Origin of the sequence: Halobacteriovorax sp. BALOs_7 (assembly GCF_003612895.1) — a bacterium.
GTDB lineage: Bacteria > Bdellovibrionota > Bacteriovoracia > Bacteriovoracales > Bacteriovoracaceae > Halobacteriovorax_A > Halobacteriovorax_A vibrionivorans.
On sequence record NZ_CP027772.1, the window covers coordinates 2,427,490 to 2,443,019 of the forward strand.

General features: G+C 35.7%; 14 protein-coding genes. 3 read left to right on the forward strand and 11 right to left on the reverse strand.

Features of this window, described 5'->3' with window-relative positions; translation table 11 throughout:
• Window positions 1–26: 26 nt before the first annotated feature.
• The 8 genes from BALOs_RS11595 to BALOs_RS11630 form a co-directional block, all read right to left on the reverse strand.
• Window positions 27–590 carry a PilZ domain-containing protein gene (locus tag BALOs_RS11595; protein WP_114705378.1) on the reverse strand — a complete coding sequence of 188 codons (564 nt, stop codon included), beginning with the start codon at window positions 588–590 and terminating at the stop codon, window positions 27–29.
• Between the two features lie 13 nt (window positions 591–603).
• Window positions 604–1,929, reverse strand: coding sequence for a PhoH family protein (locus tag BALOs_RS11600; RefSeq protein ID WP_114705379.1), 1,326 nt, complete (start codon window positions 1,927–1,929; stop codon window positions 604–606).
• Between the two features lie 118 nt (window positions 1,930–2,047).
• A complete protein-coding gene (locus BALOs_RS11605; RefSeq protein ID WP_162929671.1) occupies window positions 2,048–3,190 on the reverse strand; it encodes a hypothetical protein in 1,143 nt (380 codons plus the stop codon).
• A gap of 3 nt (window positions 3,191–3,193) precedes the next feature.
• The gene (locus BALOs_RS11610; RefSeq protein WP_114705381.1) at window positions 3,194–4,195 is read right to left on the reverse strand and encodes a hypothetical protein; all 1,002 of its coding nucleotides are present in this window, start codon (window positions 4,193–4,195) and stop codon (window positions 3,194–3,196) included.
• A gap of 64 nt (window positions 4,196–4,259) precedes the next feature.
• Window positions 4,260–5,489 (reverse strand): pyridoxal phosphate-dependent aminotransferase, encoded by a 1,230-nt coding sequence (locus BALOs_RS11615; protein ID WP_114705382.1) that lies wholly within the window; start codon window positions 5,487–5,489, stop codon window positions 4,260–4,262.
• The gene (coaD, locus tag BALOs_RS11620; RefSeq protein WP_114705383.1) at window positions 5,489–5,968 is read right to left on the reverse strand and encodes a pantetheine-phosphate adenylyltransferase; all 480 of its coding nucleotides are present in this window, start codon (window positions 5,966–5,968) and stop codon (window positions 5,489–5,491) included. Before coaD ends, BALOs_RS11615 begins: the two co-directional genes overlap by 1 nt.
• A gap of 51 nt (window positions 5,969–6,019) precedes the next feature.
• Window positions 6,020–6,595 (reverse strand): RsmD family RNA methyltransferase, encoded by a 576-nt coding sequence (locus BALOs_RS11625; protein ID WP_114705384.1) that lies wholly within the window; start codon window positions 6,593–6,595, stop codon window positions 6,020–6,022.
• A 19-nt stretch (window positions 6,596–6,614) separates the two neighbouring features.
• On the reverse strand, window positions 6,615–7,547 hold the full coding sequence (locus tag BALOs_RS11630; protein ID WP_162929672.1) for a hypothetical protein: 933 nt from the start codon (window positions 7,545–7,547) through the stop codon (window positions 6,615–6,617).
• Between the two features lie 255 nt (window positions 7,548–7,802).
• On the opposite strand from BALOs_RS11630, the gene BALOs_RS11635 reads away from it, so the two are divergent.
• Window positions 7,803–10,658, forward strand: a complete 2,856-nt coding sequence (locus BALOs_RS11635; RefSeq protein ID WP_114705386.1) for a hypothetical protein — start codon at window positions 7,803–7,805, stop codon at window positions 10,656–10,658.
• A 15-nt stretch (window positions 10,659–10,673) separates the two neighbouring features.
• Complete coding sequence (locus BALOs_RS11640; protein WP_114705387.1) at window positions 10,674–12,302, forward strand: ChaN family lipoprotein; 1,629 nt, start codon at window positions 10,674–10,676, stop codon at window positions 12,300–12,302.
• A 2-nt stretch (window positions 12,303–12,304) separates the two neighbouring features.
• Here the strand turns inward: BALOs_RS11640 and BALOs_RS11645 are convergent, their stop codons facing one another.
• Complete coding sequence (locus BALOs_RS11645; RefSeq protein ID WP_120405269.1) at window positions 12,305–13,768, reverse strand: hypothetical protein; 1,464 nt, start codon at window positions 13,766–13,768, stop codon at window positions 12,305–12,307.
• 184 nt (window positions 13,769–13,952) lie between these two features.
• Here BALOs_RS11645 and BALOs_RS11650 point away from each other — a divergent pair, with 184 nt between their 5' ends.
• Complete coding sequence (locus BALOs_RS11650; protein WP_133296856.1) at window positions 13,953–14,738, forward strand: hypothetical protein; 786 nt, start codon at window positions 13,953–13,955, stop codon at window positions 14,736–14,738.
• On the opposite strand, the gene BALOs_RS11655 is transcribed toward BALOs_RS11650, so the two are convergent.
• Both BALOs_RS11655 and BALOs_RS11660 read right to left on the reverse strand, forming a co-directional pair.
• A complete protein-coding gene (locus BALOs_RS11655; RefSeq protein WP_114705390.1) occupies window positions 14,718–15,116 on the reverse strand; it encodes a hypothetical protein in 399 nt (132 codons plus the stop codon). The two genes, BALOs_RS11650 and BALOs_RS11655, sit on opposite strands and share 21 nt — an antisense overlap.
• Entirely contained in the window at window positions 15,097–15,516 is a 420-nt protein-coding gene (locus BALOs_RS11660) for a hypothetical protein (RefSeq protein ID WP_133296857.1), read from the reverse strand. Before BALOs_RS11660 ends, BALOs_RS11655 begins: the two co-directional genes overlap by 20 nt.
• Window positions 15,517–15,530: the final 14 nt, after the last annotated feature.

Consider the following 15,530-nt stretch of genomic DNA (forward strand, 5'->3'; position numbering starts at 1 on the left):
AGTAATCTGGGCCTTATTATTCTAAATTATAATGATTCTAGTGATTGGTAATCGTGTAAGACTTTTGCTCGAAGAAGTGGAATCTTTAGTGATGAGTCGTAACCGAGTAAAGCGGCAGTCTTTCTAAGTTGAACAATATTCCCCTTCTTCTTTGATGAGTTCTCAAATTGCGTTAAGAGATAAATCATATTTTTTGAAAAAGTTTGAACGTAGGCTTTAATCAAGGCCATATTTCCAGAACTCACTTCACTGAACTTCGCACCAATTGAAGGTAGAAGAATTTTTTCAACTTCTGACAGTCCTTCAAAAGAGCGAACAACATCAACTTCACATCGCAATACTTCAATATCAAAAGCACTGTGATCAATACTTAATAGTTTCTGTGTGCTAAGTTTTGAAAATTCAGGATATTGAATAAGAGATATCATCGTATGGAAGCGCGACTTTTCAGGGACGCGCCCCATATCAGAAATTAACATTCCACCTTCAGAAATATTAGAACACTTTGCCTTTAGTACATAATCGTCACAAAGATAGAGCATCTCTTGATTAACAGGCGCTCTTAAATATTGACGATTTGAACGTGACACTGGTTTCTAACTCCTAAAGTAACTTCGAAGCTGTTTCAGAAAGCGCAGAACGCTCACCAACAGTCAGCTGCGTATGAGAAATAATATCTTCCGTCTTTAGTCTTTCAACAACATAACTAAGACCGTTGTTTACCTCATCAAGGTATGGACTATCAATTTGGTACGGGTCACCTGTGAGGATGATCTTCGTTCCTTCACCGGCACGAGTAACAATTGTCTTAACTTCGTGTGGTGAAAGGTTCTGGGCCTCATCAACAATTAAGTATTGTCCAGGAATTGAACGACCTCGAATATATGTCAGTGGTTCAATGTGAAGAAGTCCATGATCCATTAGATCAACATATGACGAATTTGTTCCAGCTCTTCTTTGATCAAAGAGGAAGTCCATATTATCAAAAATCGGTTGCATCCAAGGACCGAGCTTATCATTTACATCACCTGGTAAATAACCAAGGTCTCTTCCCATTGGTTGAATTGGACGAGAAACAAGTAGTCTTGAATACTTTTCTTGATTAATCGTCATTTCAAGACCTGCTGCAATGGCAAGAAGAGTCTTACCTGTACCGGCCTTCCCAACAAGTGAGACTAATTTAATATCATCATTTAGTAGAGCATCAAGAGCAAATTGTTGCTCCATATTCTTTGGATAAATACCCCAGATCCCTTCTCTCATTGGGATTAGAGGAACAATTCCTAGCTTGCTTTTAGAAAAACGTCCTAGAAGTCTTCTACGATCATTTCCTTCTTCATGAACAATTAAATACTCATTTGGAAAAATTTCTAATTCTTCCCAGTTTTCTAATTGTAGGAAGCGATTCTTTTCATATTCTTCTAACTTATCTTTAGGTAGAGGTAGATAACGATAACCGCTATAGATCTCCTCTATCTTCATATCTTTCATCCCGTAATCTTCAGCTGTGATTCCCAGGATATCTGATTTAATTCTTAAGTTGATATCTTTTGTAATTAACGTAACATCATCACCTTGCTCTTTTAGAAAGATTGCAGAGGCCAAAATTAAGTTGTCATTAATTGATAAATCAATCGTTTCCTCTTGATTATCAACAGCTCGATCAACTGAAATGATTAGTGTTCCGCCATTATCTAATTCAACACCATCAACAAGAGAACCTTTTTGACGAAGTTCATCGATGATACGAGAAAAGTAACGTGCGTTACGGCCATTCTCATTTTGGTCTTTCTTAAAACGATCAACTTCTTCAACTACAACAAGTGGAATAAAGACGTCGTTTGGACCAAATTTATTAATAGCATTAGGATCAAATAGTAATACGTTAGTATCAAGAACAAAGGTTTTTCTAGTCAAAATGCCCTCCATGACATTAAGAATTGATGGGAGGAATCCTCTCTTACCTAAATTTTAAGTTATCGCCGAAAGGGATGTCAAAGAAAAAGGGGAATTGGGAATGCGCAGCAAAGTGCGAAGAGTATTGTAATTAAAAGATATCCATTGAAACATCAAAAAGAGATAGGAAAACAAATAGCCTATCACCTTCTGTTTGCTTGTAATCTGCACCGATCTCAACACTATTGTAACCAAGTGTAAGTGTGACAGGCCACATTCTAAGCTCAGCACCATAATTTAGATAACCTTCACCGATTCCTGCAAAAAAACCAAAGAATGGAATATTCACCTGAGCACCTAGATGCATCATGCGGCCAAAGTCGAGTCCCTGATTTAATGGTTTGATATCTAAGGCAAGAGCATAATCAAAGACCTTAAAGTCTTGCTTAAAGGCAAAACCAGAATTAATGGCCATGTTAATCTTTGGAACGCTATTGTCTCCGTATTCTTTTTCAAAGTGAGTATCTGCAATATCGAGAATTGCTAGTGATGCTACAAACTCAGTATTTCCCCAACCATTGGCATACTCAATTCCGATATCATGACCTGTACCTGCTCCTTTTGAGTATCCGAAAGTATTTTTAATATCTTCGATAGAAGCGAAACCAGCTTCAACTTTACTGATTATATTTGTAGAGAATAGATCAAATTTATCTTTTGTACCTTCACGACTTAAATATTTAAAAGAATAACCAATTGAGAGTCTCTCTCCTGTCATAATTTTTTGTTTTTGTTTATTTCGACTTCCACCAATTAAATTGAAAGCAAATCCTGTAATAAAGCCACGGTCATAGCTATAATCAACATCAAATGCAGGGTTTACACGATTCTTTAAAACAATATTGGCACGGTTTTGTGTGAAGTAAGAAAACGAAAAGTGATGTGCTTTGATCGTTGAAAAATTCGATAACTCTAAATATAGAGGAAATCCTAAGAGTCGATCAGCAATGGCATCCGCATCATTTGGTAAATTAGAAAAACGATCGAGATCATCAAGGGCATTAGGCCCGGCAACAGTTAAGTTTACAGGTGATAAATCAATATCGTAATTACCACCAAGACTTGCTGGATTATAAAAAATTGTAAAAGTATCTTGGTTTGCTAATCCCATCCAAGCATTTCCCATTAGTCTTGCTTTTGGAGATTGACCTAATTGGAATTTCTCAAAGGCCTGCGTTGATATCGTCGATAACCCTAAGCAAATAATAAATATGAGCCTTGCGAAGTTTTTCAATGATTACCTTGAGTGTAGCGTTTCAAAAAATGAGGCCATATAAAAGCCAACTTGTTCTTCACTTCCTGTGAATTCAGTTACGCATTCATCTGTATTTTTAACTGTTATTAAATTATTAGAAAGACCATATGTAGCAACAGGACCAGCTGTAAAAGCATCTTGAACTGTCGAGACATCACTTAAGAGAGTAACGAGGTCGGCATCACTAACATTACCGATGGTAAGATTAGAGAGAACATCAATAAGATTATTAAAATCTGTCATAAGGCCACATGCGCGATCTAGCTTAATACTTCCGTCGCCATTTTTAAGCTCAGCACTCCCCTCGTCTGCAGTGTCATCACAGACTCCCATGCTTCCAGAAATTGAAGATACATATGAATCTAGGTCTGCATCTCCCATATCAGCATATTGATAAAGACAGACATTCGTTCCAACAGTACCTGCACCTTTAGCACCAGTTGCATCTGAATTACCATAGAAGGCCATATTCATACCGTTTTTAACAAAGAGTAAATACATCAAAAGGGAATTGATATCGGCAGCTCCATAAGAACCAAATGTTTGAATCCTTAGAGTTGCTGAAGGGTTTTTTGTAACGGGCCCAACACCACCTGAATAAACAAGAGTGTCCACGGCCTTAGTGATATAGTAATAGTCGAGGCTATCGATATTAGTCATCTCTTGAGCAATAGTAAAACTCGATAAACCACTTAAGATTTCGGCCCCTGCTACGATTTTTATAATTTCATTTGCAAAGAAACCTGTAACTGTAAATCCTGCTTTACACGCATAAGAAGAGGCCAGGAGTTTATAATAAGTAGCATCCCCACTCTGCTCTTTCATTGAAAGCATTGCGCTTAAGGCCTTATCACAATTACCTGAAGTAAGATGATCTTCAACATAGAGATAGTCTCTTTGAAGCTCGAGTTCATCATCGACTCCACAAGAAGAGACTGAAAGTAGAAATAAGAGATAAGTAGCTAGAACGATTAGTTTATTCACAGCTTAATTATCTCTTAAGAATAGCTTTAATTGGTAGTGGGAACGAGATACCGAAGTATCAGCACTATTCCCGAGTCAAGAACTCAGACAATGCAATAATTGCGTCCCTAAAGTCATCTTTTGGTAGTACAAGTGACATTCTGGCACAATTTGGTAGACCGAAATCACCACTTGGCACCATCGCCACACCTTTTTCCTCAAGTAATTGTTCACAAATCTGAACAGAATAATCAGTTTGATCGTCTTCACTCTTTTTAAATTTTTCAATAATTGGTGCGCTTGAAAAATCCATTAGAAAATAAAAAGCTGATGTCACCTGATACCAACATTTTTCAAGTTGATTCTCTCTAAGAACTTCTCTAAGAATTAATGAATTTTCTCGAAGATGCTTCTTTACAGGCGAGAGGTATTCATCAATTTGATTTAAATTATAACGCAGTAATGCTCTTTGAATTAATGAACAAGAACCAGACGCAGTATGCCCCTGAATCTTTTTAATAGCACTAATAATATCTTCATGAGCAATACAATAACCAAGTCTTAAGCCAGTTGAAGCTAAGCTTTTAGATATCCCGTCCACGATTATTGTACGAGATAAGAGCTCACGATCGTATTGATAAAAATAAGTAGGTCTTGGATCGTAGTAATTTAATTCGTAGTAAATCTCATCTGAAATTACATAAGTATTTTCAAATGGCTTAATAATTTCAGCGAAGCTTTTCATCCATTTTTCATTATAAAAAACGCCAGATGGATTATTTGGACTATTTAAAATGATGGCCTTTGTTTTATCACTTAATAGTTCTTTTAGCTTTTCAAGGTCTGGCTCAAAAGCATTATAAATAGAAGCCTCTACAACTTTGATGACTCCCCCATTCAACTTAATCATTTGAGGATAAGAGATCCAATAAGGAGCGAAAACAATAACTTCATCTCCAGGATTTACAAGGGCAGCAAAGATATTTGCCAGAACATGCTTTCCACCATTTCCAACAGTAGCAGCAAAGCGATGATCGTAGTCTTCAAAACTAATTGATCTCGATGTTTCCACATAATCAATTAACTTCTCAAGTAACTCACCATCACCTGCAACAGGGCTATATTGAAAACTTTTTAAAAAGTCCAACTCTCCACGAATCGCTTCTACTAGCTCTTTAGGTGGACGATATGGAAGTTGCCCCGCTGTTAAGTTATAAACTTTTTGCCCTTCCTTTGCTAAAGCAACGGCCTTTGCATTAAGTTTTAAAGTAATACTTTCGTTGATATCTTCAGAACGTTTTGAGACATTTGTCATTAAACTTTTCCTTTTTTATTAATCCAATTAAAAATAGTATCAGGTACAAATTCTTTAATGAGTTTACCATGTTTATGGATCTCTTTTACTAAAGAACTTGATACGTAATAATTATCCCTTTCCGTGATAAAGAAAACTGTTTCGATTTCAGGATAGAGTCTCTTATTCATTGATGCCATTTGAAATTCAGCTTCAAAGTCACCTGTTGGTCTTAGGCCACGAATTATTGAGCTGATTTCATTTTCTTTAGCATAGTCAACAATAAGGCCTTCCCATTTATCAGCTTTTACTCTTGGCTCATCTTTAAAAGTCTCCTCTAACATCGCAACTCTTTCGTCTGCAGTGAAGAAAGGCTTCTTGTTTCGATTGTGGGCAACAAGAATAATGACTTCGTCAAAAACACTTAATGACCTCATTAAGATATCTTTGTGTCCATTTGTAAAAGGATCAAACGTACCTGGATAAATTGCTCTTTTCATTGAGTTCCTATTTCTTTTAATTTATATGACTTAATTTTATATGGTAGCTAGCTACATTGCAATTCTTGCAATATAACTCGTTCCTTGCTTGTAAACTTTAGAGAAAGTAAAGGAATGCTTCTTGAGATCATCCTCCACTACTCCTTTTTGACGATCTGACTCCAACCATACTTCACCTTGAAAATCAGATTCTCTTAAAATCTTTAAAATCTCGAAGTAGATGGCCTTCATTTCATAAGGTGGATCGATGAAGAGATGTACTTCATCATATAAGTCAGTCTTAATTGATGTGACGATATTCTTAATATATACCTGAGCTTTTTGCTTAATAACTTCAATATTTGAAGTATCAACTTTCTTATTCATTGAAGCTTTGTTCTTCTTAATAACTGAAATTGCTTTTGGATTATCTTCTACTAAGATCACTCTTTGCGCTCCACGAGAGCAAGCTTCAAAGCCCATAGCTCCACTACCAGCAAAAAGATCAATAAATAGGCAATTTGTTAAATCTTGGTGTGCATCAAAAAACTTACGTCTTAGCATAACTGTTGTTGCACGTGTAATTGAAACAGGGGGAACAAAAAGGGCATGCCCTTTCGCATGCCCACCCAATATATTTATGGCCATTGAAAACCTTTTTTAAGTCTTAAGCGACATCCTTCTTATCAGTTGGAAGTGGAATATTAAAGTTTACTCCACCTTCAATAAAGGCCTTACAGCCTTCCTCTGTAATTGAGATATCAACTCCATTCATCGTTAATTTAAAGCAACCATCTTGTACACTAAGTGTCGCTTGAGAGCCAGCAATTGTTAGATTAACGTTGAAATTCATATTACCCGCTGCACTGAAAGCCACTTCACCTGTTCCAGCTGCTGGAGTTGCAACTGTTGTCGGCTGTACTTCAACCACTTCTTCAGGCTTTTTCATAGCAACAACATTTTCTTCATGAGCTTCTGGTTCAACCTCTTCTTCCATCTCAAGAGCAGGTCCTGCTGAAGCATCAATATCTTCAAGATCTTTCATAATGGCATCCATCTCTGCTTCATCAAAGCCTTCTCCAAATGCCTCAGCAATTGAAGGAGTTGGATTGGCCTCGTCTTCAGATGAAGCTTCCATAAGATCTGTTTCTGAAATAATTTCTGTTTTTTCTTCTGGAGCTGGAGTTGCTTCAGCACTAACTTCTTCAAACTCTTCTGCGGCAGGGAAATCTTCAACATGAAGTTCTTCTTCTACAGGAGCTTGTGTTGCAGCTTCTAGTTCATCGAGAGGGTTAATTTCTTTAGCAACAGGTTCAGCTTCAGCAGCTGGTTCTTCTGGTGCGGCTTCAACTTCAGGAGTCTCCACTTCTTCGGCCTTAACCTCTTCAACAACTGGCGCTTCTTCTTTAACTTGCTCTTCCTCTGCTAATGGCCCACTTGTTGTAAGCTCAGCATCAAGACTAGCAAACTCTGCCATGATGTCGTCTAACTCGTTTTCTGAAAAACCTTTTTCTGCACTTTTTGCAGCTGCATTTTGTGAACTATTTCCACTCATATGAACTCCATTTACTGAATCATTGTCACTGACTCTCTTCGTCATAGATGACAGAAACTTTAAGAAATATCGCATACATAGTTTCAGGTACTTACAAAGCTTTTCTTAACGGAAAATTGTTTTTTTACATGACAAGATGAGTGGCCATCGTTATATTTTACTACCGATTTTAAGGACGCAACACATGACTTTCCCTTAACAGTTTAGAAAGTTAACTTTCCGATGGATAAGTTAAGGAATTAGTCTGGCTTAAAATTTGGTTTTACTGGGAATTAAAAAAAATTTGGAATCAACAACACTGTGAAGAACGAATCATTTTCGGCTAAGAATTGGCTGATAAATAATATTGCTGAGACCCAAGGTCCAAGCGTAGCTCAAAAGGAAAGTTTTCCTTCAGAGCAGCCTAGTGGTGCAACCAGCACTGCTCAGTCTTCACTTCCAAGCATCAATGCCGGTGAATTTCTTGTTTCAGAGCATATCCTACCAAAATGGAGAGGCGAAAGCTTACTCACTAAGGGAAGTGTAAAATTCAAAAAGATTGTTTTTGAATTATTTGATGAAGCAAAAGCACAGGTTAAATCATTTCGTTCACGTAATAGAAGTCTTAGACAGTCTCTTTACCAAGAATTCGTAGACTACACTAAGTATAATAAAGTTCATCCAGAGGGTATTTCAGACTTCAATCAGTTCTGGGAGAACCTCGATAATAAGAATGCTCCTAGTTATGAGCTAACTCAAGAGTTTCTTAAGGTCTACTGCCTACGTTCTATTAGCGTTTATATTTTAAAAGTGCGCTTTATCAGCCAACTGAGTGCATTCTATTCTAAAACATTAACTAAGAAAGAAATCTTAAATCCAAACTCAACTTTAAGTAAGATCTTTAAGGTATCAAGCTCTAGAGAGTTATCAAGTCGTGCCCTTGGGACGAATGAATATAGCTGGTTTAGGCCAAATGAAAACTTTGGAGACAGCATTGTTGAGCTCAATTCAATCTTTAAAGACTTAAACCCAATAGAGTTTTTTAAGGTTTTAAATCACGAAATTCCAAATGAATTAGAAGTTGTTCTATTTAACAACGAAACAGATAAGTATTCACATGCTTTCAGTAACCGAAACTTTGGTTTAATGATTAATAATCTTCTTGTTAATTTTCCAAAGTGGATTGAAAACCACAATGGTTACTTTAGCTTCAATGATGCTCCACATTGCCTAAGTTCTCTCTTTACTGGAGACTTTCTAAACTCACTGACAATTTCTCACTGGATTGCTCAGGAGAATAACTCAAATGAAATGTGGCAAGAAGTTATTTGCCCAGAATTCCGTGGTGATAACTACGTTACTGGTCAATACTTAAAGATCTTCCAAGAAATTCAATATATGACTTTCCTTGTTTACTTAGCACCGAAACAGCAAAAGGATCCTATTTCTCTTATTGTTTCTTTATTTAAACAGAAGTCTAATAAGTCGAGAGTCTCTGCTAGCGGACAATTCTCTCTGCTCGATTCAACAGAAGTTGAACAAAGTATCTACGACAGAATTCTTGTAAACCTTGTTAATATTCCAAAGAAGAACCCACACCACTTTCTAATTACAAATATTATGCAAAATGGTGAGCATCTATCTAATAGTGGATATATGTATGTTTTCTCAAATCAGAAGCTATTTGTTCCTTCTCATGCAAATAAGAACGAGGCTCTGTTAAAGCAATACAAATTACGTATGCGTATCAACTTTGAAGGGTTAAAAGGTAAAGGAGAAATTCCTCGCTACCTATATATCTTCTCTAAGAGAATTGTTGAAAACAAACTTGATATCTTTGGAAACCCAGATGTTAACTCAGCACTTTTAAAAGAGTCTTGCCTGACAGTTAACATGAACGGTGATCTGACTCACTTCTCGAAATTCGACTTCTTCGTTGAAGAATTAGATAAATTATTTGCAAATAAGAAATCAATTGATGCTCCACTATTTTCTAATGAAACAAAATGTGGATTATCATTTGAATTCCATCAAGATGCGATTCTTAACGGAAAGCTATTAAGTAATAATAGTGAGAGTGACAAGATTACTCACCCACAATATTTTAAGAATTTAACTAAGAGTTGTATTCCATTTGATCAATTCTTCAGTGTTGAATCTCTATCTAATTACCGATCAAACTCAAGAGATGAAGAAGGTTATGACCTACTTGGTTTCAATATGAATCCTCAAGAGCGCTACCCTTACCTACTAATTGTAGACTTCACTAATGAGAATGACATAAAACTTGAGCTAACTTCAATTGACTCTTTAAAAGCAAAAGTTGAAGAATACGGTTATGCTTACTTCCAGTATTTCGGTCTTCTACCAAAGATCTCAAACTTAAATATCAACTTATTTAGGGAGTTCTTTAAGACTACAATTGGTAAGCAAATTACTCAGCTGACTTTTAATGGTGGACTAAAGAAAACAAAAGCGAAACTCAATGCAATGCTGATTCCAAAATTCCTAGAACGCACTGAGTTTCTACCGGACTACCATATTGAATCACTTCAAGACATTACTCTTTCAAGAGATTCAATTATAAGCTTAAGCTTCGCTACATATAAACAGCTCTTTAGTAACAAGATTGATACGATCAATCTTCTATCGAAAAAATGGCCATGGCATACAAGCTGTATCCTTTCTCACTTAAAGATTATCATTGGAAATTATAGTGATCAGATCTCAAGTGGAAAGATTCAAGCAAATTATGACTTCACGAACCCATCGCTGATTCAAAGAATTGTTGAATTACCAAAATTTCAAATTTACCCAAATAATCAAGATGTATACCTTGAAACACTTATGAGTGACAGAAGCCAGGTACACTTACCTCTGACAAGTGCAATTCTGGAAAAAAGTGAACATACTACTTTCTTAAAGCTAGTTTCAAATGACGTTGAAATCATCAAGTTGCATGGTGATCAACAACTTCTCAAGTTCATTCAATTCATTCTTTCAAGTGCCAAAGGTACTGCAATCTCAACAATACTTCAGTCTCTTGAAGTACCAAGTGCACAAGAATTAAATGCTGTCTTAAGTGCTCAGGACCAAGTGGCCAAGGAAGTGAACGAGACATATCAACTCATTAGCACGACTCTAAATAATATAATTATTGGTCAAATAAATAACTAGTGATATCATAGACTTATGCAACTTAGGGTCGATGAAACTCATTGGAATATCTATCGATATTTTAAAAATAAAGCTAACTCTCTTGAAGGAGAGCCCTCAAAGCTATTAAAGAAGTATCGAACTGATCAACAACGCTATGCTCGCCGTGAGTTTGAGTCATCTACAATCAATCAACTCTACCAATCAATTGATACTTCAGACATTATTTATCTTGGAGACTTTCACACCTTTGATCAGAGTACACGTAACCTTGAGAGAATCATTCGTATCCTAGCAAAGAATGATTACCAATTTGCTATTGGTGTGGAATTTATCCATATCAATCATCAATTCTTTATCGATTCGTTTTTAAGAGGTGCTATTACGGAATTAGAGTTTCTCGAGTCTATTAACTATAAGAACTCTTGGCGCTTTCCATGGACCTATTACAAGATCTTTTTTGAAATTGCTAAGAAACACAATATTCCAATTATCGCCCTTAATACAAAAGGAAATCTCAACCAAAGAGACAACCAAGCGGCCAAGACCATTACCCGATACCACAAGGAAAACCCTGATCATAAGCTCCTCATCTTATTTGGAGAGCTACATATCGTACCAAATAAACTTCCTCAAAAAGTTTTTGATCTCAATAAAAAGAACGTCGTTCAAACTATTATTCATCAAAATACTGACGAAGTTTACTGGCAACTTGTTAAAAAAGGAAAACTCAGGTCAGATCAAATTGTAAAATATAACTTAAGAGAGTTTGTTCTCGTAAACTCTCCTCCATGGCTAAAGTATGAGTCGCAAATCTATTGGTATGAGCACTTAGCTGATGATCCCAATTTTGATATTCACGAATATATCATCGAAACAGGAACACTTAAGTTTTCAGATAATATCGTTGATAACTTCGCCTACTTTTGTCATGAGATCAACAATACTCTCGATCTCGATATTGCAATTGGAGAACTTGAAGACTTTCGTATCTTTGATCAACAAAACCTAAAAAGAGTTAAAACAACAATTTCAAAGGTAAAATCAAAGAAGGCCCAGTCTTTTTACAAAAAGCTTATTGAACACGGTAAAACGTTCAAACTTCCAGGAAAAAAAGCCTATTATTGCTCTAGCTATTCTGTTAATCGTATCTCTTACTTAGCTGGAATTCATATTTATCAGGCAAAGCTTAAAGTACCTGATAAGGAAATCTTAGAGTTCTTTAATAAACGCGATCGTACCGGACTATTTGTTTATTTAATCCATAATTACATCAGTGCCTACTTCTGCTCTAAGCTTTTTAATCCATATAGAAAATGTAATATGTATAAAGACTTTCAGTACATGGCCCGCGCCAATCGAAATATCAAAAAGAGTGATCAGCAAGTATTTAAAGCCTGTAAAAAGCTTTGTAATAAGAAAGTAATTATTAATGATGAGCTTAAAGGCCTAGATATTTATCAACTTCATAAAACAGCAAGAAAAGTCTCTCATATGCTTGCAGATATTATCTTTGACTACTTCTTTGCTACAAAGAGACCAGAGTACAAAGAGGTATTTCACTTGGTAGTCACTGATGACTACTCAAATGAAAATTACCTCAGTATCTTAAATGAAATTGGAAAATTAGTTTCGATTAAAAGTCTTAAAAAACGCGAGTTCTAAAACTACATCAGGCGTTGCATAATTTCGCGCTTTGTACCTTTTTCAATGCGAGTAACCTTTTTATTAGACTCTTCACTCTTAGGCTCTTCTTTCTTTTCTTGAAGCGCAACTTGATTGATATCTTTCGTCTTAAAAATAAGCTTATACTTTCGTCCAACTGGTTGAAGATCATCATTGTAAAGGTTTGCTAGTTCAAGACGCCCAGAGATGTCTTTTAAAAGTTCTCTTACAATTTGCACAGAAGTTTCAAGCTCTACCCCACTCTTATTATCACCATAAGATGAAATACTTAAGTAGTAGATAGCTCCTAGAGTTTTCCCTTGAACTTCAACTTTTTGAAGAGTTTTTTCTTCACTCTCCTCAGCTGCTTTTAAAGTATTTTTGGCAGCATCTGTAAGGATACTGTATTGGATTTGTTCAATTGTTTCACGCTCACCAAGAATTTCTCTCTCTTGAGTATCGATTGAAAACTCAATTCCTTGGTCTTTGAATTGATCTTGGACTTTACAAGCGATAAAGCGATTAACAGATGAGATTTCACAACTTTTAACCATTGGAACATTTGACTCATCAAGATTCTTCTCACTTTCTTGAGCGTTACTATCTTCACTCATTGACCAAATTTCATCGGCCACTTCTTTTGCATCTGTATCATCATTAGAAAGAAGCATTCCAAAAGTCTTATTTTCATTAGCTGAAATTGTAGACTTTCTCTTCTCTTTTCTAAAGCTCTGCTTTTGTGCAGAATAAAGCTTTGAGCAATGTTTCATTTCATTAAGCTCTAACGCATTCATTATTACACTTTCGATTTCATCAAAATTCTCATCTTGATTAAGCATTAGTAAACTTAAAGCTTCATCTTCTAATTCCTTACGGCGTCTTAGAACAATTTTTCTAAATACTGCTTCCCAAACAAAAGTAAAGAGGAAAACGGCCGTTATAAGAGCAAGTGATAATTTAATATTTGATAAAGAAGAAGAAATTGTTTCAACATGATTTTCAATCAGAATTGATCCTGCATCAGCAGCATCTTCAAATTGAGAGTATTTTTCATCAATATTCTTTGAGAAGTTCTGATCTGTTACAGAAAACCCTTTCCCTGTACTTCTTAGACTCTCATGGAACCAGTGAACATTTGAACTTACTGTATTGAACTTCTTTATAATAGCTGAAGAGAACTTACCGTACTCATTCATTAAATCTGTAACTTGGGCAAAGCACTCCCCTGTTTGAGAAGTAAAGTTGCTGTCCATGTAAGTTGAATTCATGTCACCTGCAACCGCTGCTGTATACGTTTGCTGAACACGAGTACTACATATTTGAATTCCATTTTGGATTGTTGATACCAACTTATATTTGTTTGAAACACCGCTTAGCATATAAGCAATGGTCAATATTGAGATCGAAGATACGGCCAAGATTGCGACTCTTGCCTTTGAAAATTTGTATTTAACAGGTTTACTCATCCATAAGTCCTTAAAATTACGTAATTCATTTACAGCAGTGGCTTTACCACACTTTAATTCTACCTATTCATTAGTCCAGATGAAAGAGTAGACAATTTTTACCAGTTTTAAGGGAAATTTTTGTCCCCAACGGACTAAAATGCTAGAATATTATGAGAAATCATTAAGATTTCACTGGAGAAATATGATCAACCTTTATGTTGCTACTCTATTTTCGCTCTTGCTGCATGCTATTTTGCTAGGCTATGTCATCAATGATGATAGCGATCAGAAGTTAGTGCAAGAAAGGCCCTTAAAAGTTAAGTTCAAACAGGTTGATGTAAGAAAGCTTGGTGTGAAGAAGGCCCAAGATAATAATAACCTCTTCGGTCAACTCGCCTACAGTAAGAACGATTTCAAAAAAGTTGATCAGCAAGTAAAAAGCTCTCGTGCAGCAATTTCTAAGAAGAAAGAAAAAGAAGTTCTTGAATTGCAAAAAAGAGGCTCAATTCAAAGAAATCAATATATTCAAAAGAAGATCTCACAAGAAAGCTTTAAAAGTGCAAATTGGTCTAAGCAGCTTGATACTATTCAAGGTGCCTCAGTAACTTTTCTCCCTCCAAAGGGAATAAGCCCTGATGAACTCAATGAGTTTGAGAAAGTTTTTTACGCATTCTATAAACGTGTAGCAACTCAATACATTAACTCTGTACAAATATCAGTTCGAAATCGAATCAACGAGAGACCTTATGTTGAAAACTCTCTTCGTAATGCGAGTGCTCAAAAACTTAAGGCCGTCGTTCGCTACGATGAGTTAGGAAATGCAGAGATTGTAAAGATCCTAGAGTCTTCAGAAGACGATGATATTCATAAGATCTTTGAAAATGCTTTAGGTAAAATGAATAAGATTCCTAATATTGTAAAAGACCTAAAAGATGAAGATGGAAAGTATTATGCGATCTTCTCTTTATCAGTAAATACACGCCGCTAGGATTAAAGAAGCTACAACAAAAAGCTGTATCTTTCGAGGTATTCCAAAAATTAAAAATACAAAAAAATCCTTCACAGAAAGAGAGTAAGTTCTTTTTGGTAATGTCATCTGTGAATCATCACTTGTGATATTCGGAATAATTTCTTCAAGCTCTGCTTCTAAGGCCTGAGATATTTCCTCATCCGCCGCAAAACCTGCAAAGTCCTTTAATATTAATTCTTTTTGTAGATCAAATTGAGCTATTTTTAAACGGCAGTCTTCACAATTAGATAAATGCTCTTCATTGTGAACAAAGTCTGAACTTTCAAAATAAGTCATCTTTTTAGCAAAGAAACACTGTGATCGAGCTTTATTTAAATTAGTTAAGTGGGCGTCCATTATCTCTCTCTTGTGCCGTAGCAAAGTTCATTTGTATATGATCGATATAGGCCAGGACTTCTTGATGTGAAATATTTAAAACCATTGCGATATTATCGACACTCTCCCCTCGAATTTCGAAAAGATAAATACAGGCTTTTTTCTTTACATGATTAAGGAGCTTCCCTTTTGTCTTTGTCTGCTGTGACCTTTTAGTTGCAAGAGAAATTAAACGTAAGAGAAATTGCCTCTCAAAATAATCATTATCAATCTTATACAGGAAGCTTTCATCTTCTTCACTGGCCCCTGTTGCAACATCAATAATTAATTGCATGGCCTGAAGCTGATCTTCAATTAGGTAGTTTGCTACCTGATAATATTGATCCACTAATTTACGTATAATTTCTTTTCTAACTAACACAATTTAATTTTAGC